The organism is Bacteroidales bacterium (genome assembly GCA_023228145.1).
Lineage (GTDB): Bacteria > Bacteroidota > Bacteroidia > Bacteroidales > CAIWKO01 > CAIWKO01.
The window spans coordinates 137532-161557 of sequence record JALOBU010000003.1 but is presented as its reverse complement, the minus strand read 5'-3'; the positions used below and the strand labels follow the sequence as shown (position 1 = coordinate 161557).

General features: G+C 38.1%; 39 protein-coding genes and 1 pseudogene. 37 read left to right on the top strand and 3 right to left on the bottom strand.

From position 1 onward, the window contains the following. Window positions 1-4: 4 nt before the first annotated feature. The gene (gene coaD, locus M0R16_02565) at window positions 5-475 is read right to left on the bottom strand and encodes a pantetheine-phosphate adenylyltransferase (GenBank protein ID MCK9611765.1); all 471 of its coding nucleotides are present in this window, start codon (window positions 473-475) and stop codon (window positions 5-7) included. A gap of 252 nt (window positions 476-727) precedes the next feature. Between coaD and rpsL the strand changes: the two genes are divergently transcribed. The 34 genes and pseudogenes from rpsL (at window position 728) to eno (ending at window position 20329) form a co-directional block, all read left to right on the top strand. Then, window positions 728-1117 carry a 30S ribosomal protein S12 gene (gene rpsL, locus M0R16_02560; GenBank protein MCK9611764.1) on the top strand — a complete coding sequence of 130 codons (390 nt, stop codon included), beginning with the start codon at window positions 728-730 and terminating at the stop codon, window positions 1115-1117. Window positions 1118-1147: 30 nt separating this feature from the next. After that, on the top strand, window positions 1148-1615 hold the full coding sequence (gene rpsG, locus M0R16_02555) for a 30S ribosomal protein S7 (GenBank protein MCK9611763.1): 468 nt from the start codon (window positions 1148-1150) through the stop codon (window positions 1613-1615). Between the two features lie 35 nt (window positions 1616-1650). Then, window positions 1651-3759: an elongation factor G gene (gene fusA, locus M0R16_02550; GenBank protein ID MCK9611762.1), complete on the top strand. Its 2109-nt coding sequence runs from the start codon at window positions 1651-1653 to the stop codon at window positions 3757-3759. A gap of 16 nt (window positions 3760-3775) precedes the next feature. After that, a complete protein-coding gene (gene rpsJ, locus M0R16_02545; GenBank protein MCK9611761.1) occupies window positions 3776-4081 on the top strand; it encodes a 30S ribosomal protein S10 in 306 nt (101 codons plus the stop codon). 28 nt (window positions 4082-4109) lie between these two features. Beyond that, complete coding sequence (rplC, locus tag M0R16_02540; protein ID MCK9611760.1) at window positions 4110-4739, top strand: 50S ribosomal protein L3; 630 nt, start codon at window positions 4110-4112, stop codon at window positions 4737-4739. Further along, complete coding sequence (gene rplD / locus M0R16_02535) at window positions 4730-5359, top strand: 50S ribosomal protein L4 (protein MCK9611759.1); 630 nt, start codon at window positions 4730-4732, stop codon at window positions 5357-5359. Before rplC ends, rplD begins: the two co-directional genes overlap by 10 nt. 11 nt (window positions 5360-5370) lie before the next feature. After that, window positions 5371-5661, top strand: a complete 291-nt coding sequence (rplW, locus tag M0R16_02530; GenBank protein MCK9611758.1) for a 50S ribosomal protein L23 — start codon at window positions 5371-5373, stop codon at window positions 5659-5661. Between the two features lie 5 nt (window positions 5662-5666). Then, window positions 5667-6491: a 50S ribosomal protein L2 gene (gene rplB / locus M0R16_02525; GenBank protein ID MCK9611757.1), complete on the top strand. Its 825-nt coding sequence runs from the start codon at window positions 5667-5669 to the stop codon at window positions 6489-6491. A gap of 26 nt (window positions 6492-6517) precedes the next feature. Then, the gene (gene rpsS / locus M0R16_02520) at window positions 6518-6790 is read left to right on the top strand and encodes a 30S ribosomal protein S19 (protein MCK9611756.1); all 273 of its coding nucleotides are present in this window, start codon (window positions 6518-6520) and stop codon (window positions 6788-6790) included. A gap of 28 nt (window positions 6791-6818) precedes the next feature. Beyond that, window positions 6819-7208 (top strand): annotated as a pseudogene (gene rplV, locus M0R16_02515) (50S ribosomal protein L22). Between the two features lie 231 nt (window positions 7209-7439). Further along, entirely contained in the window at window positions 7440-8159 is a 720-nt protein-coding gene (rpsC, locus tag M0R16_02510) for a 30S ribosomal protein S3 (protein MCK9611755.1), read from the top strand. A gap of 35 nt (window positions 8160-8194) precedes the next feature. Then, window positions 8195-8617, top strand: coding sequence for a 50S ribosomal protein L16 (gene rplP, locus M0R16_02505; protein ID MCK9611754.1), 423 nt, complete (start codon window positions 8195-8197; stop codon window positions 8615-8617). Window positions 8618-8627: 10 nt separating this feature from the next. After that, window positions 8628-8873 (top strand): 50S ribosomal protein L29, encoded by a 246-nt coding sequence (rpmC, locus tag M0R16_02500; GenBank protein MCK9611753.1) that lies wholly within the window; start codon window positions 8628-8630, stop codon window positions 8871-8873. Between the two features lie 6 nt (window positions 8874-8879). Further along, the gene (rpsQ, locus tag M0R16_02495; protein ID MCK9611752.1) at window positions 8880-9134 is read left to right on the top strand and encodes a 30S ribosomal protein S17; all 255 of its coding nucleotides are present in this window, start codon (window positions 8880-8882) and stop codon (window positions 9132-9134) included. 1 nt (window position 9135) lies between these two features. Continuing rightward, entirely contained in the window at window positions 9136-9504 is a 369-nt protein-coding gene (rplN, locus tag M0R16_02490; protein ID MCK9611751.1) for a 50S ribosomal protein L14, read from the top strand. A gap of 13 nt (window positions 9505-9517) precedes the next feature. Then, window positions 9518-9847 carry a 50S ribosomal protein L24 gene (gene rplX, locus M0R16_02485; protein MCK9611750.1) on the top strand — a complete coding sequence of 110 codons (330 nt, stop codon included), beginning with the start codon at window positions 9518-9520 and terminating at the stop codon, window positions 9845-9847. Further along, window positions 9847-10401, top strand: coding sequence for a 50S ribosomal protein L5 (gene rplE, locus M0R16_02480; protein MCK9611749.1), 555 nt, complete (start codon window positions 9847-9849; stop codon window positions 10399-10401). The genes rplX and rplE overlap by 1 nt, the downstream gene beginning before the upstream one ends. Before the next feature lies 1 nt (window position 10402). Beyond that, a complete protein-coding gene (rpsN, locus tag M0R16_02475; protein MCK9611748.1) occupies window positions 10403-10672 on the top strand; it encodes a 30S ribosomal protein S14 in 270 nt (89 codons plus the stop codon). A gap of 33 nt (window positions 10673-10705) precedes the next feature. Then, entirely contained in the window at window positions 10706-11104 is a 399-nt protein-coding gene (rpsH, locus tag M0R16_02470) for a 30S ribosomal protein S8 (GenBank protein ID MCK9611747.1), read from the top strand. Window positions 11105-11121: 17 nt separating this feature from the next. Beyond that, window positions 11122-11673 carry a 50S ribosomal protein L6 gene (gene rplF, locus M0R16_02465; GenBank protein ID MCK9611746.1) on the top strand — a complete coding sequence of 184 codons (552 nt, stop codon included), beginning with the start codon at window positions 11122-11124 and terminating at the stop codon, window positions 11671-11673. Window positions 11674-11699: 26 nt separating this feature from the next. Beyond that, the gene (rplR, locus tag M0R16_02460) at window positions 11700-12062 is read left to right on the top strand and encodes a 50S ribosomal protein L18 (protein MCK9611745.1); all 363 of its coding nucleotides are present in this window, start codon (window positions 11700-11702) and stop codon (window positions 12060-12062) included. 6 nt (window positions 12063-12068) lie between these two features. Beyond that, a complete protein-coding gene (gene rpsE / locus M0R16_02455; protein ID MCK9611744.1) occupies window positions 12069-12587 on the top strand; it encodes a 30S ribosomal protein S5 in 519 nt (172 codons plus the stop codon). A gap of 22 nt (window positions 12588-12609) precedes the next feature. Beyond that, window positions 12610-12789: a 50S ribosomal protein L30 gene (rpmD, locus tag M0R16_02450; GenBank protein ID MCK9611743.1), complete on the top strand. Its 180-nt coding sequence runs from the start codon at window positions 12610-12612 to the stop codon at window positions 12787-12789. Between the two features lie 26 nt (window positions 12790-12815). Next, window positions 12816-13262, top strand: coding sequence for a 50S ribosomal protein L15 (gene rplO / locus M0R16_02445; protein MCK9611742.1), 447 nt, complete (start codon window positions 12816-12818; stop codon window positions 13260-13262). A 3-nt stretch (window positions 13263-13265) separates the two neighbouring features. Next, a complete protein-coding gene (secY, locus tag M0R16_02440; protein ID MCK9611741.1) occupies window positions 13266-14627 on the top strand; it encodes a preprotein translocase subunit SecY in 1362 nt (453 codons plus the stop codon). A 15-nt stretch (window positions 14628-14642) separates the two neighbouring features. After that, entirely contained in the window at window positions 14643-15434 is a 792-nt protein-coding gene (gene map, locus M0R16_02435; protein MCK9611740.1) for a type I methionyl aminopeptidase, read from the top strand. A gap of 8 nt (window positions 15435-15442) precedes the next feature. Further along, the gene (gene infA, locus M0R16_02430; protein ID MCK9611739.1) at window positions 15443-15661 is read left to right on the top strand and encodes a translation initiation factor IF-1; all 219 of its coding nucleotides are present in this window, start codon (window positions 15443-15445) and stop codon (window positions 15659-15661) included. 7 nt (window positions 15662-15668) lie between these two features. Next, window positions 15669-15785, top strand: coding sequence for a 50S ribosomal protein L36 (rpmJ, locus tag M0R16_02425; GenBank protein MCK9611738.1), 117 nt, complete (start codon window positions 15669-15671; stop codon window positions 15783-15785). 29 nt (window positions 15786-15814) lie between these two features. Continuing rightward, window positions 15815-16195, top strand: a complete 381-nt coding sequence (gene rpsM, locus M0R16_02420; protein ID MCK9611737.1) for a 30S ribosomal protein S13 — start codon at window positions 15815-15817, stop codon at window positions 16193-16195. A 33-nt stretch (window positions 16196-16228) separates the two neighbouring features. Continuing rightward, complete coding sequence (rpsK, locus tag M0R16_02415) at window positions 16229-16621, top strand: 30S ribosomal protein S11 (protein ID MCK9611736.1); 393 nt, start codon at window positions 16229-16231, stop codon at window positions 16619-16621. A 23-nt stretch (window positions 16622-16644) separates the two neighbouring features. Continuing rightward, on the top strand, window positions 16645-17250 hold the full coding sequence (gene rpsD, locus M0R16_02410) for a 30S ribosomal protein S4 (protein MCK9611735.1): 606 nt from the start codon (window positions 16645-16647) through the stop codon (window positions 17248-17250). 44 nt (window positions 17251-17294) lie between these two features. Continuing rightward, window positions 17295-18287 (top strand): DNA-directed RNA polymerase subunit alpha, encoded by a 993-nt coding sequence (locus M0R16_02405; protein ID MCK9611734.1) that lies wholly within the window; start codon window positions 17295-17297, stop codon window positions 18285-18287. Window positions 18288-18292: 5 nt separating this feature from the next. Beyond that, window positions 18293-18946, top strand: coding sequence for a 50S ribosomal protein L17 (gene rplQ / locus M0R16_02400; protein ID MCK9611733.1), 654 nt, complete (start codon window positions 18293-18295; stop codon window positions 18944-18946). Window positions 18947-19033: 87 nt separating this feature from the next. Beyond that, the gene (gene eno / locus M0R16_02395) at window positions 19034-20329 is read left to right on the top strand and encodes a phosphopyruvate hydratase (GenBank protein MCK9611732.1); all 1296 of its coding nucleotides are present in this window, start codon (window positions 19034-19036) and stop codon (window positions 20327-20329) included. Window positions 20330-20352: 23 nt separating this feature from the next. Here eno and mtnP read toward each other — a convergent pair whose 3' ends face one another. After that, window positions 20353-21108, bottom strand: coding sequence for an S-methyl-5'-thioadenosine phosphorylase (mtnP, locus tag M0R16_02390; GenBank protein ID MCK9611731.1), 756 nt, complete (start codon window positions 21106-21108; stop codon window positions 20353-20355). 97 nt (window positions 21109-21205) lie between these two features. On the opposite strand from mtnP, the gene moaC reads away from it, so the two are divergent. Then, entirely contained in the window at window positions 21206-21661 is a 456-nt protein-coding gene (gene moaC, locus M0R16_02385; protein MCK9611730.1) for a cyclic pyranopterin monophosphate synthase MoaC, read from the top strand. 15 nt (window positions 21662-21676) lie between these two features. On the opposite strand, the gene M0R16_02380 is transcribed toward moaC, so the two are convergent. After that, window positions 21677-22276 carry a DUF2846 domain-containing protein gene (locus M0R16_02380; GenBank protein MCK9611729.1) on the bottom strand — a complete coding sequence of 200 codons (600 nt, stop codon included), beginning with the start codon at window positions 22274-22276 and terminating at the stop codon, window positions 21677-21679. Window positions 22277-22452: 176 nt separating this feature from the next. Between M0R16_02380 and rbfA the strand changes: the two genes are divergently transcribed. Together rbfA and M0R16_02370 are read left to right on the top strand one after the other, a co-directional pair. Beyond that, window positions 22453-22791 (top strand): 30S ribosome-binding factor RbfA, encoded by a 339-nt coding sequence (rbfA, locus tag M0R16_02375; GenBank protein MCK9611728.1) that lies wholly within the window; start codon window positions 22453-22455, stop codon window positions 22789-22791. 1 nt (window position 22792) lies between these two features. Next, on the top strand, window positions 22793-24022 hold the full coding sequence (locus tag M0R16_02370; GenBank protein ID MCK9611727.1) for an FtsX-like permease family protein: 1230 nt from the start codon (window positions 22793-22795) through the stop codon (window positions 24020-24022). The last annotated feature ends 4 nt before the right edge of the window (window positions 24023-24026 follow it).

Sequence of the window (24026 nt, the reverse complement as noted above, 5' to 3'; positions counted from 1 at the left end):
CTAATTATTTTATATCTGGTAATTGTATTTTTTCAGGGATAAACTGTTTAATATCCCCACCGTTTCTGTATATATCGCGCAATACTGATGAACTCAGGGCATTGTATTCGGGCAGGGCAAGCATAAAAACAGTTTCTATCTCAGGATAAATTTTTTTATTCATCTGCCCTATACTACGTTCAAATTCAAAATCAGCAGATGTTCGTAAGCCGCGAATAATATATTTAAGGTTGTGTTTTTTGCAAAAATCTGTTGTAAGCCCTTCATAAAAAGTAACATTGACCTGCGGATAAGGTGCAAACACATCCTTGAGCCATTGCATGCGCAACTCAACGGGAAACAGGTACTTTTTTTCTGCATTGAACCCAATGGCCACTGTCACCGAATCAAACAGATTCAAGCTGCGAAGCACCACGGATTCGTGTCCTTTGGTGATGGGGTCGAAGGAGCCGGGGAAAACGGCAGAATTTATCATGACACATAAGTTTTAACAAAATTAAAAAATCTTATGAAAAACACTAATATATTTCTTAATATCCGAAACTAAACTTGAACATATTTTAATCCAAAAGATGTTTTATAAAAACTTCCTTAAAAAGAATACAATATGCCACCTTTTTTGTAGTAAAAAATATTTTTTCACAAATTCATTGTTAATAAAAAATAAAGTTTTACCTTTGCAGTCCCAAAAAAAGAGGGGAAAGTATTATATTTTAAAACGGTTGATATGCCTACAATACAGCAGTTAGTTCGCAAAGGACGCAAGAAATTAACGTATAAAAGCAAATCCAGAGCTTTGGATTCCTGCCCGCAGAAGCGTGGTGTATGCACCAGAGTTTACACTACAACACCTAAAAAGCCAAATTCGGCGATGCGTAAAGTGGCAAGGGTTAAACTGACAAAAAGCAACAAAGAAGTAAATGCATACATTCCGGGCGAAGGCCACAACCTTCAGGAACACTCCATCGTTCTTATCAGGGGCGGCAGGGTAAAAGACCTTCCCGGTGTTCGTTATCATATCATCCGCGGAGCATTGGACACCTCGGGTGTGGATGGCAGAAATCAGCGCCGTTCCAAGTATGGCACCAAACGTCCCAAAGCAAAAAAAGCGAGTTAATAAGAAATTAATGAAATTGTTTAATATAAAATGAGAAAATCAACTCCAAAGAAACGGATAATTCTCCCTGACCCAAGGTTCAATGATACACTGGTAACAAAGTTCGTCAACAACATTATGCTTCGGGGCAAGAAGAATATTGCCTTTGATGTTTTTTACGATGCGATAGATATCGTGTCGGAAAAAAGCGGCGAAGACGGACTTGAAGTATTTAAAAAGGCACTGGCTAACGTAACCCCTTCCGTTGAGGTACGCAGCCGCAGAATCGGTGGTGCCACCTTCCAGATACCCTCAGAAATAAGGCCCGGAAGAAAAATGTCTATAGGTATGAAAAACCTGATAAAATATGCCCGTTTACGCCACGAGAAATCCATGTGCCAAAAGTTAGCCGCAGAAATATTAGCCGGCTATAAAGAAGAAGGTGCCGCCTTTAAGAAAAAAGAAGATACGCACCGTATGGCCGAAGCTAACAAGGCATTTTCTCATTTTAAGTTTTAAAACTTAAAGGTGCGTAGAAGGGTATAATATATATAATGTCAGAAAACTTAACTTATATCAGAAATATTGGCATTATGGCACACATAGACGCGGGTAAAACCACGACTACTGAGCGAATTTTATATTATACCGGCATCAATCACCGTATGGGCGAAGTTCATGAAGGAAACACAACCATGGACTGGATGGAACAAGAGCAGGAACGTGGCATAACTATAACCTCTGCAGCTACTACTGTTTATTGGAAAACCAACAACACGCCCTATAAGATTAATATCATTGACACGCCCGGACATGTTGACTTCACTGTGGAAGTGGAACGCAGCCTTCGTGTGCTTGATGGTGCTGTTGCTTTATTCTGTGCTGTGGGCGGTGTTGAACCACAGTCGGAAACTGTCTGGCATCAGGCTGATAAATACCATGTGCCGCGTATCAGTTACGTAAATAAAATGGACCGCTCCGGCGCTGACTTTTTTCAGGTTATCAACCAGATTAAAGATAAACTCGGTGCACGCCCCGTTGTAATACAAATACCCATAGGCGAGGAAGATAATTTCCGCGGTATTGTTGACCTTGTCAGAAATAAAGCTTTTGAATGGGACGAAGATTCGCTCGGATTAAACTTCAATGAAGTGCCCATTCCTGAAGACCTCAAAGAAATTGTACATGAATACAGGACCAAACTTGTGGAAGGTGCCGCCGAAGAAAACGAAGCTCTTTTAGAAAAATTTTTGCAAGACCCCGACTCCATCAACAGTGAAGAAATCATCTCTGCCCTCCGCAAAGCTACAATTGAAATGAGAATCACACCTGTACTATGCGGATCATCATTCAGAAATAAAGCCGTACAACAGCTACTTGATGCTATAATTCTTTATCTACCCAGTCCAGTTGATTTACCGGCAATAACAGGAATAAATCCTTTTACCGAAAAAACCGAAGAACGTCATTCCGATACCACTTTGCCTTTCAGCGGGCTGGCATTTAAAATTACTTCCGATTCCTATTTTGGAAAACTTGCTTTTTTCAGAGTTTACTCCGGCACACTTTCGATAGGCAGTATTATATACAATGCAAGCACTGGTAAAAAAGAAAGAATTTCCAAAATCATGCGCATGCATGCAAACAAGCAGAAACAAATAAATACCATTGAAGCAGGAGATATAGGTGCCCTGGTGGGATTCAAAGAGATAAGAACCGGAGATACCCTTTGCGATGAAAAACATCCCATAATTCTTGAATCTATAATATTTCCGGAACCTGTTATCAATATTTCCGTTGAACCTAAAACCACGGCAGATATTGACAAACTCAACAATTGCCTTAGAAAAATAGCAGAAGAAGACCCCACTTTTTCCATAAAATATAACGATGAAACAGGGCAAACTATCCTCAGCGGTATGGGAGAACTTCATCTGGATATCATTCTTGACCGCATTAAAAGGGAACATAAAGTAGAATGCAACCATGGAATTCCACAGGTTGCATACAAAGAAGCGATAAAATCTGTTGTCCGCCACCGGGAAATATATAAAAAACAAACAGGAGGCAAGGGACGTTTTGCCGATATTGATTTTGAAATCTCCCCCGCTGACACAGGAGTTAAGGGCCTGCAGTTTATTGATGAAGTAAGCAGCGGCAATCTTACTAAAGAATTTATCAGGGCTACACAGAGAGGCTTTGAAGCTGCCCTCGCTAATGGAGTGCTGGCAGGATTCCCCTTTGAATCTGCAAAAATCCGCCTTCTTGACGGCTCATTTCACAACGTGGATTCCGATGCACTGGCTTTTGAAATTGCCGCACGCTTTGCTTTTAAAGAAGCCTGCAAAAAAGCCGCATGTGTTCTGATGGAACCAATAATGAGACTCGAAGTTGTTACTCCCGAAGAATATGTAGGTGATGTTACAAGTGACCTGAACAAACGCCGGGCTCACATGGAAAATGTAACAGCAAAAATTGGCTTTCAGATAGTGAAAGCAACAGTACCCTTAGCAGAAATGTTTGGTTATGTTACTGCATTAAGAACCATCACATCGGGAAGGGCTATTTTTTCAATGGAATTCTCACATTACTTTGAAACTCCAAAAGAAATTTCTGATAATGTAATATATAAAATAAAAGGATATTTACCAATTATACCATAAACAAAAAAAAAATAAAGTGAATCAGAGGATTAGAATAAAATTAAAATCGTACGATCACAACCTGGTTGACAAATCGGCCGAAAAGATTGTTAAAACCGTTAAGTCAACCGGTGCGGTGGTAAGCGGACCCATTCCCCTGCCATCCAACAAAAAAATCTACACTGTATTGCGTTCAACTTTTGTTAACAAAAAGTCGAGGGAGCAGTTTGAATTATCCACTTACAAAAGACTGCTTGACATATACAGTACTACATCAAAAACCATTGATGCGCTTATGAAACTTGAGCTGCCCAACGGTGTTGAAGTAGAAATTAAAGTATAGTGATTTACCATAGCTAAAACAAAAAACAATGTCAGGGTTAATAGGAAAAAAGATTGGAATGACCAGCGTATTTGACGAAGCAGGGAACAACATCCCGTGTACCGTTATTGAAGCAGGCCCCTGTGTAGTAACACAGGTTTTGACAAAAGAAAAAGACGGTTATGATGCCATACAGCTTGCTTTCGATGAAAAGAAAGAAAGCCGCACCAACAAGCCGATGAAAGGCCATTTTGCCAAAGCAGGCACCACGCCAAAGAAAATTATTGCAGAATTTTCGAGATTTGAAGAAGGTTACAGAAAGCATTTTGGCGAAGTGCTGCATGTGGATGTGTTTATTGAAAGAGAGTTTATTGACGTGGTTGGCATCTCTAAAGGGAAAGGATTTCAGGGAGTTGTTAAGCGCCATAATTTCAGTGGTGTTGGAGAAAATACTCATGGACAGCATGACCGCTTGAGGGCACCAGGCTCTGTTGGAGCATCATCATACCCCTCACGTGTTTTTAAAGGAATACGAATGGCTGGCAGGATGGGAAACCAAAGAGTAAAGGTCATCAACAGCCAGGTTGTTAAAATCATCCCTGAAAAAAATCTTATTATCGTAAAAGGCTCGGTTCCCGGCCCTAAAGGTTCATACTTAAAAATAGAAAGATGGAGCTAGTAGTACATAAAATTGATGGAAGCAAATCTACCAAAAAGGTAGTACTGGACGATGCCATTTTTGGCATTGAGCCTAATGACCATGCTATTTACCTTGATGTGAAACAGCACCTTGCAAATAGACGGCAAGGAACTCACAGTTCAAAGGAACGTTCACAGATGTCAGGGAGTACCCGTAAGCTTAAACGCCAGAAAGGTACAGGCGGAGCTCGTTCAGGTGATATAAACTCCCCTGTGTTTTCAGGCGGGGCCAGAGCATTTGGTCCCCAACCCAGAGTTTATAACTTTAAACTGAACAAAAAAATCAAACAACTGGCACGTAAATCAGCACTGACATACAAAGCCAAAGAAGATAAAATACTCATACTGGAAGATTTCAGTTTCGAAGAAGTCAAAACAAAAAAATATCAGGAGCTTTTAGGCAACCTTAAAATGTCTGAAATAAAAACACTCATGGTATTGCCTGAAAGCAACCCTATCATTTACATGTCATCACGGAATATTCAAAAAACCAAGGTAATTTGTGCTTCCTCACTAAGTACCTATGACATCATGAACGCAGGCAATATTCTGATAGTTGAAAGCTCTATGCAGAAAATAAATGAAATGTTTCAAAAATAAATAACAGAACCATGAATGTTATAATTAAGCCTATCATAACAGAAAAGATGACCGGAATGAGTGAAAAACTCAACCGTTATGCTTTTATTATTGATACAAAGGCAAATAAATTGCAGGTTAAAAAAGCAGTCGAAGAATTATATGATGTTAAGGTAGATTCTGTAAACACAATGAATTACCTGGGAAAATCAAAATCAAGATATACCAAGGCCGGTTATATCTCAGGGAGAAAAAATTCGACTAAAAAGGCTATTGTTACATTAGCAGAAGGTGAAAAAATAGATTTTTATAGCAATATTTAATAAAAATGGCATTAAAGAAATTAAATCCCACAACACCAGGGCAGCGTTTTAAGGTAATCAGTGCTTTTGACGATATCACTACCGACAGACCTGAAAAAAGCCTTTTAACAAAAATAAAAAGAACCGGTGGCCGCGACAATACTGGAAAAATGACCATGCGTTATATTGGTGGCGGACATAAAAAACTTTACCGCATCGTAGATTTTAAACGGGAAAAAGAAAACATTCCTGCAATGGTAAAATCAATAGAATACGATCCAAATCGCAGTGCGCGTATAGCATTATTATCCTATTCCGATGGTGAAAAAAGATATATCATAGCCCCTCAGGGCCTAAAAATAGGCCAAAAGGTTATTTCAGGGAAAGGTGCTGCGCCGGAAATAGGCAACGCCCTGTATCTTAGCGAAATACCTTTCGGAACCATAATTCACAATATCGAGATTCGCCCCGGAGAAGGTGGTAAGATGGCCCGTGGCGCTGGTACATTTGCTCAACTGATGTCGAGAGATGGAAAATTTGCTGTGATTAAATTACCTTCCGGCGAAACCCGCCTTATACTTCAAACCTGTAAGGCGACTGTAGGAATGGTATCAAATCCCGACCATGGACATGAAAAATCAGGCAAAGCAGGCCGTTCCAGGTGGCTGGGGCGCCGCCCGCGTAACCGTGGCGTTGCCATGAACCCTGTTGACCATCCTATGGGCGGTGGCGAAGGAAAAGCTTCAGGAGGACATCCGAGAACAAGAAAAGGAATGCCAGCGAAAGGATACAAAACCCGCAATAAGAAAAAAATGTCGAATAAATATATTATCGAAAAAAGAAAGAAATAATTCATAACCCAATTAGTTGAAAATTTATGAGCCGTTCATTAAAAAAAGGTCCTTATATAAGCGTTAAACTGGAAAAAAAAGTTGCTCAGTTAAACGAATCAAAAAAGAAAACCTCGTTAAAAACATGGTCAAGAAATTCGATGATATCTCCTGACTTTGTAAGCCATACTATATTGGTACACAACGGGAATAAATTTATTCCGGTTTACATTACTGAAAATATGGTAGGTCATAAACTCGGAGAATTTGCTCCTACCCGAATTTTTAGGGGACATGCCGGAAATAAAGATAAAAAATAAATAATTAAGCTTCAAAAAAGATAATATCATGGGAGAAAGAAAACGTATTAGTGCAGAAAAGGCTAAGGAAGCGAAAAAAACACAATATTTTGCTCGCCTAAACAATTGTCCCACATCACCGCGAAAAATGCGTCTTGTGGCGGACCAGATAAGGGGTATGAATGTTGACAAAGCATTGTTTTTGTTAAAAACATCCTCCAAAGAAGCCTCAGGCCGCCTGCACAAACTTCTGCTTTCAGCTATATCAAACTGGCAGGCAAAAAACGAAGGCGTACGCATCGAAGACAGCAACCTGATTGTGAAAAAAATATTTGTGGACAGCGGAAGGCAGTTGAAACGTATTCAGGCAGCCCCTCAGGGCCGAGCACACAGACTTAAAAAACGCTCCAACCATGTTACGCTTTTTGTTGACAGCAGAGTTTCTATGGTTTCTGTTGATGAACCCGTTGTAAGCAAAGAGGTTTCAGAAGAAGTTAAAACCACTCCTGTTGCAGAAAAAATCAAAAAAACAAGTACTTCAAAACCAAAAGCTGAAAAACCTAAAACTGAAAAACCAGTAGTTGCAAAGAAAAAAACTGAAAAAACCAAATCAGAAAAGCCAAAAAACGAAAAAAAAGAAACAAAATAATAATTAAAATAAACACACTAGATGGGACAAAAAACAAATCCGACAGGTAACAGATTAGGAATCATAAGAGGATGGGATTCCAATTGGTTTGGAGGAAAAAGTTTTGAAAACAAACTAATTGAAGACCGGAAAATAAGGAATTACCTGAATGCCCGTTTATCCAAAGCGAGCATATCAAAAATTATTATTGAACGCACGCTGAAACTTATTACCGTGACGATACATACAGCTCGCCCCGGGACAATTATTGGTAAAGGAGGACAGGAAGTTGACAAACTGAAAGAAGAATTAAAAAAAATCACCAGTAAAGAAATACAAATTAATATAAATGAAATCAAACGCCCTGAGGTAGATGCACTGCTTGTTGCCGCCTCAATTGCCAAACAGATTGAAGGAAGAATTTCATACAGGCGGGCCATCAAAACTAATATTGCCTCAACCATGCGCATGGGTGCCGAAGGTATTAAAGTCCAGGTTTCAGGACGTATTGGTGGTGCAGAAATGGCACGTACAGAACAATACAAAGAAGGCCGTATTCCATTACACACGCTTCGTGCAGATATTGATTATGCCTTATCAGAAGCGCATACAACCTATGGACGTATCGGTATAAAAGTATGGATTTGTAAAGGTGAAGTTTACGGAAAAAGAGAAATCGTCCCCACATCTTCAAGCATGAAAGTAAACAAACAGGAATCCCATAGCATGAAAGAACAGGGAAGAAGGAGAAGAAGAAAATAATAAACATAAAATACGCACATTAAAAACATACTGTAATGTTACAGCCAAAGAAGACGAAATACAGAAAGATGCAGAAGCAAAAGATGAAAGGTAACGCACATCGCGGACACCAGATTTCTTTTGGCTCTTTTGCCATTAAAACACTTGATGAATGTTGGATTACCGGAAGACAGATTGAAGCTGCCCGTCAAGCCATCACACGTCACATGAAACGTGAGGGACAGTTGTGGATCAGAATATTCCCCGATAAGCCTGTGACCAAGAAGCCCGCAGAAGTACGTATGGGAAAAGGAAAAGGTGCGCTAGAATATTATGTAGCACGAGTTACTCCTGGCAGAATTATTTTTGAAATTGACGGAGTGCCTTTCAACATAGGTAAAGAGGCCTTGCGTTTAGGAGCACAAAAACTTCCGGTACATACAAAATTTGTAATAAGAAGAGATTATTCTGAAGCATAAAAACAAAAACATGAAACAGCAAGTTATTACGGAACTTTCAACACCTGAGCTTCTCGAAAGACTCGTAGAAGAAAAAAAACAACTGTTGAAACTGAAAATGAACCACGCCATTTCGCCCCTTGAAAATCCTATGAAAATAAAGGATTATCAAAAAACAATAGCGCGCATGCTTACCGAACTTAAAAAACGAAATATGCAGGGTGGAGATGAAAAAACAGTAACAACTAATGTCAACAATAAAACAAAAAAGAAATAAGCCGTCATGGAACGTAAATTAAGAAAAGAAAAAATAGGTATCGTTGTCAGCAATAAAATGCAGAAGACAATTGTGGTGAATGTTGAAAGAAGGGTTAAGCATCCAAAATACGGGAAATTCGTTAAGAAAAGCAATAAATTTATGGCCGAAGATTCCAACAACGAATGTAACATCGGAGATACCGTGAAAATTGCAGAAACAAGGCCTTTGAGCAAAAACAAATGCTGGAGGTTAGTAGAAATTTTAGAAAAGGTTAAATAACATGATACAGCAAGAATCAAGATTAATTGTTGCAGATAACAGTGGCGCCAAAGAAGTTCTGTGCATCAGGGTACTTGGTGGTACAAAAAGAAGGTATGCCTCCCTTGGCGATAAAATCATTGTAACTGTAAAAAGCGCAATGCCGGCAGGAAATATTAAAAAAGGAACCGTGACTAAAGCTGTTATTGTCAGAACAAAAAAAGAAGTAAGAAGAAATGACGGCTCTTATATACGTTTTGATGACAATGCAGTGGTGTTGCTAACTCCTACAGACGAATTGCGCGGCACACGTATTTTTGGCCCGGTAGCCCGCGAATTAAGGGAAAAACAATATATGAAAATTATTTCACTGGCACCTGAAGTGCTATAAAAAATAAATAACTATGCAACCTAAAATTCATATTAAAAAAGGCGATAGTGTCACTGTGATTGCAGGGGATTCAAAAGGCCAGCAGGGTAAAGTTCTCAAGGTTTTGGTTGAAAAAAACAAGGCCATTGTTGAAGGCATCAATATGGTGTCAAAACATACCAAACCCAATGCCAAAAACACTAAAGGCGGTATCATTAAGAAAGAAGCTTCCATACACATTTCCAACTTGATGATAAACGATTCAACAGGAAAACCAACTCGTATCGGAAAAAAAACTGACGAGAAGACAGGCAAACTTGTCAGGTATTCAAAAAAATCTGAAAAAAAGGAGATAATTAAATAATGGACTACAAACCAAGACTCAAGGAAAAGTACTTTAAAGAAATTGTTCCGGCACTGAAACAACAATTTCAGTACAAAAATACAATGCAGGTACCCAAACTGTTAAAAATCAACATTAATCAGGGCATTGGCTCTGCCATAGCCGATAAAAAGCTTATTGAGTCAGGAATAGATGAAATGTCAATGATAACCGGCCAGAAAGCAGTAGCAACCAAATCAAGAAAAGATATTTCAAACTTCAAACTCAGAAGGGGAATGCCTATTGGAGTGAGGGTTACCTTACGTAATGAAAAAATGTACGAATTTCTGGACCGCCTTATTGCCGTTGCTATTCCACGTATCCGCGACTTTAGGGGTATCAACGATAAAGGTTTTGACGGCAGGGGAAACTTTTCTTTCGGTATTCCCGAACAGATTATTTTCCCAGAAATCAATATCGACAAGGTTAGTAAAATGAATGGAATGAATATTACACTGGTTACTTCAGCGAAAAACGACCAGGAAGCTTATGCATTATTAAAAGAATTCGGAATACCATTTAAAAATCAAAAATAATATGGCAAAAGAGTCAATTAAAGCCCGTGAACTAAAACGTGAAAAAATGTGCGCCAAATTCAAGGAAAAAAGGCTTGAACTGAAAAAAAGCGGTGATTACGCAGCATTGCAACAATTGCCCAAAAACGCATCACCGGTAAGACAACACAACCGTTGTAAAATTACAGGCCGACCCAAAGGGTATATTCGCCAATTTGGCATTTCACGTATTAACTTCCGTGAAATGGCCCTAGCAGGGCTGATACCTGGTGTCAAAAAAGCAAGTTGGTAAAAAATATAGTAATAACAGATAAAAATTTGAATAATGAACACTGATCCTATTTCGGATTATCTGACCAGAATAAGAAATGCTGTGATGGCTAACCACAGAATGGTGGAGATTCCTGCTTCAAACCTAAAAAAAGGTATAACAAAAATTCTATTTGAAAAAGGATATATACTAAATTATAAATTTGAAGACACACCCAGACCCGGCACTATAAAAATTGCACTGAAGTACCATCCTACTACAAAAGCCCCCGCTATTTCCACTATTGACAGAATTAGCAGCCCGGGATTGCGAAAATATGTCAACGCAGACCAACTTCCACGAGTTTTAAATGGACTGGGGATTGCAATAATATCCACCTCACAAGGTATAATGACCGATAAAGAAGCCCGCAAGCTGAATGTCGGCGGAGAAGTAATTTGTTATGTTAGTTAATTAAAGGAGATTAAAGTATGTCACGTATTGGAAAATTACCGATTGAAATACCGCAAAAAGTCCAGGTTACATTATCAGACGATAATTTGGTCACAGTCAAAGGACCAAAGGGAGAATTAAAACAAAAAATTGACCCTTCCATAAAACTTAAAATTGAAAATAACCATATTATTTTGGAAAGAGAGAGCGATGCTTTTAAGGCAAAACACGGCCTTTACCGTGCACTTATTTCAAACATGGTAAAAGGTGTATCGGATGGATTTACCATCACTCAGGAACTCGTTGGTGTTGGATACAAGGCTGATGCTAAAAATAATCTTCTCGAGCTTTCGCTGGGGTATTCGCATAACATATTTTTTCAAATGCCGGTAGAAGTTAATGTAAGCACAGTAAACGAAAGGGGAAAACCGCCTACAATCATACTCGAATCAGTAAATAAACAACTTATCGGACAAGTTGCGGCAAAAATACGCTCTCTCAGAAAACCCGAACCTTACAAAGGAAAAGGTATAAGATTTAAAGATGAAGTTATCAGAAAGAAAGCCGGTAAATCGGCCGTTCAGAAATAGTATATCAAAAATAAAATGATAAAGTAATGGCTACTAAAAACACCAAAGACTACAGAAGGTTAAGAATCAGGCACCGCATCAGAAAAATTGTCAAGGGCACAACAGAACGTCCGCGTTTGTCAGTGTTCAGAAGCAATACTCATATTTATGTACAGTTAATTGACGATATTACAGGAAAAACATTGCTGACAGCTTCATCCAAAGATGAAGGCATTGTGGAAGTAAAATCTGACAAAAAAGAAAAAGCGAAACTGGTAGGTCAAAAAATTGCCCAAAAAGCCGTTGAGGCCGGCATTACTGCTGTTGTATTCGACAGAGGCGGATACTTATATCACGGAAGAGTTAAATCATTAGCTGACTCAGCCAGGGAGGCTGGATTAAAATTTTAAAAATATATGTCAAACGCAAACATTAAAAGAGTTAAATCAAGCGAAATCGAATTTAAAGACAGGCTGGTAAGCATCCAAAGGGTAACGAAAGTAACCAAGGGGGGCAGGACATTCAGTTTTTCAGCCATTGTTGTTGTTGGTAATGAAAATGGCGTAGTAGGTTATGGCCTTGGAAAAGCAAAAGAAGTAACTGCAGCCATTGCAAAAGGAATTGATGATGCTAAGAAAAACCTGATAAAAGTTCCGGTTTATAATGCCACAGTTCCTCATGAACAATACGGCAAATACAGCGGAGCATATGTCTTCCTGAAACCTGCTTCACCAGGTACCGGTGTTATCGCAGGAGGTGCAATGCGTGCTGTATTGGAAAGTGTAGGCGTTAAAAACGTACTTGCAAAATCAAAAGGTTCATCCAACCCTCACAGTGTTGTCAAAGCAACTATGGATGCCTTGATGCAAATGAAAGACCCTTACACTGTCGCACAACTAAGAGGTGTGTCTTTAGAAAAGGTTTTTAAAGGATAATTCTTGAAAATAATAAACACTCATGAAAAAGTTAAAAATAACACAAATTAAAAGCGGTATTGGCAGGGAGGCTTATCAGAAAAAAACTCTGGCAGCATTAGGCATCAGAAAAATGAACCAGGCTGTTGAAGTAGAAGCTACGCCACAGGTCGAAGGCATGATTAATACCGTAAAACATTTATTGAAAATAGAAGAAATTTAATTAATAAAATCTATAATTTTAACACAATGGATTTAAGTAATCTGAAACCCGCAAAAGGCTCGATAAAAAAAAGTAAACGTATTGGAAGAGGACAGGGCTCGGGAAAAGGCGGAACATCCACAAGAGGAAACAAAGGCGCCAAAGCCAGATCAGGATATTCTAAAAAACTGGCATTTGAAGGCGGTCAGATGCCATTAATAAGGAGAATCCCGAAATACGGATTCACTAATACAAAAAGAGTGGAATACAGCGGAATTAATATTGATACTATTCAAAAACTCGCTGAAGAAAAAAACCTGACTTCCATAGACGTAAATACACTTATTGAAAACGGACTTGCTTCCAAAAGAGACCTGATAAAAATACTTGGCAGAGGTGAATTAAAATCAAAACTAGATGTTACAGCCCATGCATTTTCGGCATCAGCCATAAAAATTATTGAAGCTCAAGGTGGAACAGCAACAAAAATATAATAAATGAAAAGGCTAATAGAAACTATTAAGAACATCTATAAAATTGAAGACCTCAGGAAGAGAATTCTTTATACCTTAGGTATCATCCTTATTTATCGTCTTGGTTCTTTTATTGTTTTGCCTGGCATAGACCCCAACATGCTGGATGCTTTGCAGAGGCAGTCGGAGGATGGCCTGTTAGGCCTGCTCAATATGTTTTCAGGAGGTGCATTTTCCAATGCATCCATCTTTGCTTTAGGAATTATGCCTTACATATCCGCTTCTATCGTGGTACAATTACTGGGAATGGCAATACCATATTTCCAGAAACTTCAGAAAGAAGGAGAATCTGGCCGAAAGAAAATTAACCAGATAACACGCTTTCTGACGGTACTAATTACCGGGGCACAGGCTCCTGCATACATAGGTAATATTACCAGCCAGTTACCCAGTGAAGCTATATACCCCTTTATGCCAGAAACCGCTCCGGGAACATTTTTCTGGCTATCTTCAGTAGTTATACTCATTTCCGGAACTATGTTTGTGATGTGGCTGGGCGAACGTATCACCGACAAAGGGATTGGTAATGGTATTTCGCTCATTATCATGATAGGTATTATAGCAAGGCTGCCTTTTGCTTTAGTAGGAGAATTTATTTCCCGTATTGAAGAACAAGGTGGCGGGCTGATAATTTTTGTAGTTGAACTTGTTGTATTGGTTCTTGTAATACTTATGTGTATTTTACTGGTTCAGGGCACCCGAAGAATACCTGTACAATATGCAAAACGAATTGTGGGGAACAAACAATACGGCGGAGTACGTCAATATATACCTCTTAAAGTTAATGCGGCTGGAGTAATGCCCATAATTTTTGCTCAGGCAATCATGTTCATACCCATTACTATTGTGGGATTTGCCAATGTAGAATCTTTGTCAGGTGTTGCACGCGTTTTTTCTGACTTTAACGGTTTCTGGTACAACTTTACTTTTGCATTATTTATTATAGCTTTTACATATTTTTATACTGCTATAACCATAAATCCGAACCAAATGGCTGAAGACATGAAAAAGAACGGAGGTTTTATCCCCGGTATTAAACCCGGGAAAAAAACAGCTGAATTTATTGATAACGTCATGTCGAAAATTACACTCCCAGGTTCTATATTTTTAGCCTTTGTTGCCATCATGCCCGCATTGGTACGTTTAATGGGTGTCAGCACACAGTTTGCTCAGTTTTATGGAGGCACTTCGCTGCTTATTATGGTTGGGGTTGTGTTGGATACATTGCAACAAATTGAAAGTTACTTACTTATGCGCCATTATGATGGTCTGACAAAATCAGGCCGAATTAAAGGCCGCTCTTCCGTTGGATACGGACAGAGTTAATAAAAAATCAGATGTATGATAATTCAGAAATCTGAAGAAGAAATAGAGTTATTAAAAAAGAGTTCTTTGCTTGTTGGTAAAACCTTAGCTGAAGTTGCAAAGTTTTTGAAACCTGGAGTCCAAACAATATTTCTCGACAAAATTGCCGAAGAATATATAAGGGATAATAAAGCGAAACCAGGATTTAAACACTACAGGGGATATCCTGCTACATTGTGTATTTCAGTAAATGACCAGATAGTACATGGTATTCCTGGAAAAAAAGAGATTAAAGAGGAAGATATTGTTTCAATAGATTGTGGAGTAATATTAAATCAATATTATGGAGATTCTGCCTACACTTTTGCCATGGAAAAAGTTAAGAATGAAGTTCTTAAGCTAATGAAAGTTACAAAAGAATCGCTATATAAAGGTATTGAAAAAGCGCTATCCGGCAATCGTATTGGAGATATAAGTTTTGCAATTCAAAACTATGTGGAAGGTTATGGGTATTCAGTAGTTAGAGAGCTTGTCGGGCATGGTTTGGGAAAAAATCTACATGAAGAACCCCAGGTGCCCAACTTTGGTAAAAGAGGCACTGGTCCAAAACTCACAGAAGGAACCGTTATTTGTATTGAACCGATGATTAATCTCGGGAAGAAAGAAATTATTCAGGAACCTGACGGATGGACAATAAGAACAAAAGATGGAATGCCTTCAGCACATTATGAACATGCTATTGTGGTCAGAAAAAATCAATGCGAAGTTTTATCAACCTTTGAATATATTGAAGAAGTTAAAAATGATTATATAAAGTTTATTAATTAAAAAACAGCATGGCAAAACAAAGTTCAATTCAACAAGACGGAACCGTTCTGGAATCTCTTGGAAACGCTATGTTTCGTGTTGAGTTGGAAAACGGTCATATAATTATTGCCCACATATCAGGTAAAATGCGTATGCATTATATTAAGATATTGCCCGGCGATAAGGTGTGTGTTGAAATATCACCTTATGACCTCACAAAAGGAAGAATCACATTCAGATATAAATAAAATAAAGATGAAAGTAAGAGTATCCATTCGCAAAAGAACCCCTGACTGTAAAATCATCAGAAGAAACGGAAGGATTTATGTTATTAATAAAAAGAATCCTAAATATAAACAAAGGCAGGGGTAATATTTAAAAACATTATTAAACAATAATATATGGCAAGAATTGCAGGTATTGATTTACCAAAAAACAAAAGAGGCGTAATCGGATTAACTTATATCTATGGTATAGGCAAAAGTATGGCGCAACAAATCCTTGACGAGGCCGGAATTTCTCATGACAAAAAGGTATCCGAATGGAACGATGCCGAACAAACAAAAATCCGTAACATTATCACTGAAAAAGTTAAAGTGGAAGGCTCTCTTAAATCAGAGATGCAGATGAACATAAAGCGCCTGATGGATATTGGATGCTACCGGGGCATAAGACACCGTTCCGGGTTGCCAGTCAGGGGACAGAGCACAAAAAACAATGCCCGTACCCGTAAAGGCAAAAGAAAAACCGTTGCCAACAAGAAAAAAGCAACCAAAGGATAAAAATTAATACAAACAGAAAAGAAATAATAAATTATGGCAAAAACTACCGCGAAAACTGCAAAGAAAAGAGTAGTAAAGGTTGATGCAATAGGGAGAGCATACGTCTTTGCATCGTTCAACAACATCATAATATCCCTTACAAATGCCAATGGGCAGGTTGTTGCCTGGTCGTCGGCAGGTAAAATGGGATTCAAGGGTTCAAAAAAGAATACACCTTACGCCGGACAGACGGCCGCGAATGACTGTGCCAAAACAGCATTTGATGCCGGGTTACGAAAAGTTAAGGTATATGTTAAAGGCCCCGGTGCTGGAAGGGAGTCGGCAATACGCTCTCTAAATGCAGCAGGTATTGAAGTAACTGAGATTATTGATGTTACTCCATTACCACATAACGGCTGCCGCCCACCAAAAAGAAGAAGAGTTTAATTTTTAAATAATATTTATCATTTATGGCAAGATATATTGGCCCGAAAACAAAGATCGCAAGAAAATTCAAAGACCCCATTTATGGTCCTGATAGGTCGTACGAGAAAAAAAATTACCCTCCCGGACAGCACGGCATGGCAAAAAAACGCAGAAAACAATCTGAGTACGGAGTTCAGTTGCAGGAAAAACAGAAAGCAAAATATACTTACGGCATTCTGGAAAAACAATTTAAAAATACCTTTGAAAAAGCTTCCCGTAAAAAAGGCATTACCGGCGAAGTGTTGTTGCAATTCATCGAAGCACGCCTTGATAATGTGGTGTATCGCCTCGGCATTGCTCCCTCACGAAATGCAGCAAGGCAGTTGGTTTCTCACCGCCATATTGAAGTAAACGGAAAAGTTGTAAGTATTCCATCATTTTCCCTAAAACCAAATGATATTGTTAGCGTCAGGGAAAAATCAAAATCTCTGGAAATTATCAGTGACTCCCTGGTGAAACATACTAATCGATTCAACTGGCTGGAATGGGATGAGGAAAAAATGACCGGAAAATTTATGAGCTATCCCCAGCGCGATCAGATTCCCGAAAATATCAATGAGCAATTAATCGTTGAATTATATTCGAAATAAGAAGAATGAACGAAATAAGAATTAATTAAATTCAAAACAAAATTATGGCAATATTAGCTTTTCAAAAACCCGATAAAGTTATCATGCTGGAGTCGGATGAATATTTCGGCAAGTTCGAATTCCGCCCCCTTGAACCAGGATACGGAACAACCGTCGGCAATGCCCTGAGAAGAATTCTCCTTTCTTCGCTTGAAGGCTTTGCTATTACTAACATTAAAATCGAAGGCGTTGACCAGGAATTTTCTTCGATAAAAGGTGTTCTGGAAGACGTACCTGAAATAATACTCAACCTTAAAAAAATATGTTTTAAAAAACAGATAGAATCTTATCTTACCGAAAAAGCTGTTATAACTATTACGGGCAAAGAAGTGTTTAAAGCCGGTGATATTAATGCTTTTTTATCGGGATTTCAGGTTCTCAATACCGATGAGGTTGTTTGCCACCTCGAACCTAATGTGAAGTTGATTATTGAAATAACCATTGACAAGGGAAGAGGTTATGTGCCTGCAGATGAAAATAAACTGTCAAACGCACCATTAGGTACCATTGCAATAGACTCTATTTTCACTCCTATCCGTAACGTAAAATATGTGGTGGAGAATTTTCGTGTTGAACAAAAAACCGACTATGAAAAGCTGTTGTTTGAAATTACCACCAACGGCTCTATACATCCGAAAGAAGCTTTAAAAGAAGCAGCAAAAATTCTCATCCATCACTTTATGCTTTTCTCAGATGAAAAAATTACCATTGATACAGAAGAAAAAGCAATTGTTGAAGAATTTGATGAAACATCACTTCATATGCGTCAGCTCTTAAAGACAAAACTCGTTGACCTTGACCTTTCGGTACGTGCACTGAATTGCCTGAAAGCTGCTGATGTGGAAACCTTAGGAGACCTTGTATCCTATAATAAAAATGACCTTCTGAAATTCAGAAATTTCGGGAAAAAATCATTGACCGAACTGGAAGACCTTGTTAAAGCAAAAAGCCTACAGTTTGGTATGAACATTTCCAAATACAAATTAGATAAGGATTAACAGAAATGAGACACAACAGAACTATCAATCATTTAGGAAGAAAAGCTGAGCATAGAGATGCCATGTTATCCAATATGGCTTCTTCGCTTATAAAACACAAACGAATCACCACTACTATCGCTAAAGCAAAGGCGCTGAGAAAATACGTGGAACCTTTGATTACCAAGTCAAAAGAAGATAATGTGGCTTCTCGCAGAATTGTTTTCAGTTATTTGGGAGACAAAGAAGCCGTAAAAGAACTTTTCAGAGAAGTATCACAAAAAATTGCCGACCGTCCCGGCGGATATACACGCATACTGAAAACCGGCAAACGACTTGGTGACCAAGCCGATATGTGCATTATTGAGCTTGTGGATTATAACGAACTGATGTTAGGAGAAAAAGAAACAAAAGCTACCAAGACAGGAAGAAGGCGTCGCGGTTCCGGTAAAAAAACCATCGCTGAAAAAACTGAAAAGAAATCACCGGAAAAGCAGATACAAGAAAAGACAAAAGAAATTGTTGATAAAAAAGAAGATGAGAAAATTGATATTTCCGATAAAAAAAACGAAGATATCATTGACGAAGTAAAAACAGCAGAGACTTCAGAAAACAAACCCGAATCAACTGAAAATAATAAAGAAACAGAAACAACGCCCCCTACTGAAGAGGAAAAATAATTATTGAATATCTTTTTATTTTGAAGGATAAAGTATAACTTTGCTTTATCCTTTTTTATTTTTAGAAATAATCAAAACAAATTATTTATGAGCAGAATAACCAATATCTTAGCCCGCCAAATTCTTGATTCAAGAGGAAACCCTACTATCGAAGTTGATGTACTTACCGAAACAGGAATAATTGGTACTGCAGCCGTGCCTTCTGGGGCATCAACCGGTAGCCATGAAGCTATTGAGTTGCGTGATGGTGATAAAAAATCATATCACGGCAAAGGAGTATTAAAAGCCGTCCAAAATGTTAATAAAACTATTGCAGAGGAACTGAAAGGAATGTTTGTTACCGAGCAAAGTCTTCTCGATAAAACCATGATAGATATTGACGGTACTCCAAATAAAGCAAGCCTTGGAGCAAATGCTATTTTAGGAGTATCACTTGCATGCGCCAAAGCAGCAGCTCAGTTGTCAGGGCAATCACTTTACAGATACATTGGGGGTATTGATGCTCATATACTCCCCATACCAATGATGAATATTTTGAATGGAGGTTCTCATGCCGATAACAGTGTTGATTTTCAGGAATTTATGATTATGCCTGTTGGAGCTGATAATTTTGCTGATGCTATCCGAATGGGCACTGAGATTTTCCATAAACTTAAAGAAGTGCTCAAAAAAGCCAATTATTCAACCAATGTTGGAGATGAAGGTGGCTTTGCCCCCAACCTGAAATCGAATGAAGAAGCCTTGCAGTTCATAATGAAAGCTATTGAACAAGCTAATTACAAACCGGGCGAAGATGTATATATCGCTCTTGACCCCGCAGCATCTGAATATTTTGATACCAAAGAAAATTTGTACCACCTAAAAAAATCATCAGGAGATAAACTTACCCCTGCCGAAATGGTTGATTTCTGGAAGGACTGGGTATCAAGATATCCCATTATTTCTATAGAAGACGGCATGGCTGAAGACGACTGGAAAGGCTGGGCCTTAATGACCAAAACCATAGGAAATAAAATACAACTTGTGGGTGATGACCTTTTTGTTACGAATACCGAAAGGTTACAAGAAGGTATTGATAAAAAAGTTGCCAATTCAATACTTATCAAAGTGAATCAGATAGGCACGCTTACCGAGACAATAAATGCTGTTAAACTGGCATATAATAACGGGTACACTGCCGTGATAAGTCATCGTTCAGGTGAAACCGAAGATACCACCATAGCTGACCTTGCCGTTGCACTCAATACAGGTATGATAAAAACAGGCTCTGCCTGTCGAACAGAACGTATCTGTAAATACAATCAACTTTTACGTATTGAGGAAAATCTTTACGGCGCCGGCAAATATTTAGGAAAAGATTTTAAGTTCATAAATAAGGGTTAAACTCAAAAATCACCAGGTTTTTTTCAGCAAATTACTTTAAAGTTTTCAATTATCTTTACAAGTAAACGTGTAACATTTTCAACATTTTTCCGGAACACGGCCAGCACGGCTTCCCAGCTTACGGGGTCTTCGTCGGTCTTCCAGCAGTCATAATCGGTGCTTAAGGCAATAGCTGCATAAGGCATACCGGCTTCGTTGGCAAGCATACATTCCGGCGCGGTACTCATGTTTATCACATCCGCACCCCACTGTCGAAACATGTTCGATTCGGCACGTGTTGAAAAACGCGGTCCTTCAATAGTGACTACTGTTCCCCTCGAATGATATTTCAGCTTCAGTTCGTCAGCAGCTTTTATTATCTGCCGGCGGAGTTCCTCTGAAAAGGCTTCGGCCATAGCTGTATGTATGGGGTTTTGCGGTTTAAATGAATCGTGAAAAGTATTATTGCGAAATCTTGTGAAATCAATAAACTGGTCAAGAATTACCAAATCTCCCCTACCAATTTCTTCGCGCAGGCTGCCACAAGCAGTCGTAACGATAATGTGTGTGCAACCTATTTGTTTTAATGCTTGGATATTAGCGCGATTATTTACATGAGTGGGAGTAATTGTATGCTCATTGCCATGCCTTGATAAAAATACAACAGGAACATCCAGAATACTACCTTCAATCAATGCTGAACTTGGTTTGCCATAAACCGTCTCAACAATGTGTTCAGCTGAATTTTTAAATATATCCAGTTTTTCGAGGCCTGAGCCTCCTATGATAGCTATTTTCATTATGAATATTGTTTATTGCAAATGTATTAAATCATTTTAATTTTATACTAAAGGACAGAAGTAAAATGATTAATTTTGAGTGCATAAATAATTTCTCATGCCAAAATTATCACACACAAATAAAGCGGGCAAAGCCAACATGGTGGATGTGGGGCATAAACCTCTCCAGATAAGACTCGCCATGGCAAGCGGAAAGATATTGCTTCAGAAAGAAACATTGAAGCTAATAAAAGAAAATGAAATAAAAAAAGGCGATGTGCTCACATTAGCAGAAGTAGCCGGCATACAGGCCGCCAAACAGAACGCGCAACTGATACCACTTTGCCACCCGCTGATGCTGACTAAAGTTGAAGTGAAATGCGCTATACTTAAAGATGGAATTGAAGCGAAAAGTATGGTGAAATGTATTGGCCAAACCGGCGTGGAAATGGAAGCGCTGACAGCCGTTAGTATTGCCCTGCTAACAATTTATGATATGTGTAAGGCTGTCGATAAGAAAATGATTATCACAGATATTAGGTTACTCAGTAAAGAAAAAAAAGATATTCCTTAATGTTATAAAAGAAGATTATTTTCTCATTTTTTCTGTTTCATAAGCACCCGTTGTTTCCGAAACAAACTCCAGTGTCGGCCTGCCAACAAACCATCCCGTTGCAATACCACATTTTATATAATATGTTTTACCGGCTTCCAGATTCATACTGACCGTTACTTTCGGAGGCTCTGTCATTGCTGAAAAAGTAACCATACCCGGATTCATTTCAGTTTCAAAATAGGTGTTATTTGAAACTTTTGTTAAGAGTTTTGTTTCTACATAAACATCATAAACAACTGTTACTCCCTTTGGTGAATTTACCCGATAAATAATTACTCTGGGTTTTTGTTGGGAAACCGGTGGAATAACAGTAACGTCTTTGGACTGCGTAACATTCTCTGCTGTAAAAACTTCTTTTGAACCGTTTTCATATTTTATCATAAAAATATCCGATTTTAAAATAGTATAAAGCGGGCCGTCAGGATTATCAAAAAATTTATATTTTACCTCCCAAACTCCAACTTCCTGAACTTTCGCTTTGATTTCATCACCGTTTTTCATGATAATAAAATCTTGCGCATTAAGGGTATTCAAAAAAAAGAAACTGATAAGTAATAAAAGAAACTTTTTCATACTTTAATTTTTATAATTAATTTGAATAAATAAAATAGTTGGTTGATTTTATGGTATTGTTATGTAAAGATATGAAGTTGACAAAAATTATGCAAAAAATTTTTAACCACGACACTGAGGTAACAAACAATATTGCATCTAAAACAACATTATAAAATATTATTACCTTTGTTCCTATGGACAACATACGATTAAATAAGGTGTCGCGCCTGCTTCAAAAAGAACTGGCCGAAATATTTCAGCTTGAAGCAAAAAAAATTGCCACAAATGTCATGATAACAGTTACTGCCGTTAAAATAACCAAGGACATGTCGATGGCAAAGGTTTTCCTCAGTCTTTTTGGCATCAAAGACAAACCCGCATTATTTATTACCCTTAAAGCAAATACCAAAGAGATAAGGCATTCTCTTGGCATGCGTGTAAAAAACCAGTTACGGATTTTACCGGAGCTTGAATTTATTCATGATGACTCGCTGGATTATATTGACCATATCGATGAACTCCTGAAGAAATAAATTGAATTTATATTTTTACATAGCACGAAGGTATCTATTTGCAAAAAAAACGCATAACATTATCAATATTATATCAGCTATTTCCGTTGGAGGTGTTACTATTGGTACGGCAGCACTGATTATTGTTTTATCTGTTTTTAATGGTTTTGAGGGCTTAGTGGTAGGAATGTTTAATTCATTCAATCCCGACCTGAAAGTATCTCCGTTAAAAGGAAAAACATTTCAGGAGAAAGAAATTGATTTTAAAAAAATATATCAAGTTAGCAATGTAAGCCATATTACAAAAGTAATTGAGGAAAATGCTCTGATAAAATATCACGAGAAACAATACATTGCCTCAATCAAAGCTGTCAGTGAAGATTTTCACCAAACTAGCCGGATTGATTCCATGATAGTTTCCGGAGATGCCGCGCTGGAATATGCCGGAAAATACTATGCTTTGGTAGGACAAGGGATTGCTTATTATTTGGGGTTAAGCCTGAATGACTATGACAATCCTTTATCAATATATGTTCCACGGCATTTGGAGGGTAATCAAATTGACCCCCTGGAAGCGTTTAATTCACAATTTATTCAGCCCTCAGGAATTTTTTCCATACAACAGGAATATGACCAAAAATATGTAATCGTGCCGCTGCGTTTTGCCAGAACACTGCTCGAATATGACAATGAGCTCAGCGCACTTGAAATTAAGATTAAGAATATTAATTATTTAAAAAATACTGTAAAAGAACTGGAAAGTATTTTTGGAAATAACTTTACTGTTAAAGATCGATATCAACAGGAAGAGTTACTTTTTAAAATAATGAAATCAGAAAAGTTAATAGTTTTTCTAATATTGTCATTCATTCTTCTAATAGCAACCTTTAATGTTATCGGTTCATTGAGCATGCTGATACTTGACAAGAAAAAAGACATCTCTGTGCTTAAAAGTATGGGTGCGAGTAAACAAACAATACGAAATATTTTTTTCACAGAGGGAATGATGATTACACTCTTTGGAGGGTTGTTAGGGATGTTACTAGGCGGAATGGTTTGCTGGCTTCAGCTGCAATTTGGGTTCATCAAAATGAATACCGGAGCTACTTTTATAATTGAAGCTTATCCTGTTAAAATCCTTTTTCAGGATTTTTTGTATGTGCTGTTGATTGTTTTAGTTATTGGTTTTTTTGCTGCCTGGTATCCTGTCAAATACATATCGAAAAAACATCTGGAAGCAAGGCTGGCTTAAAAAT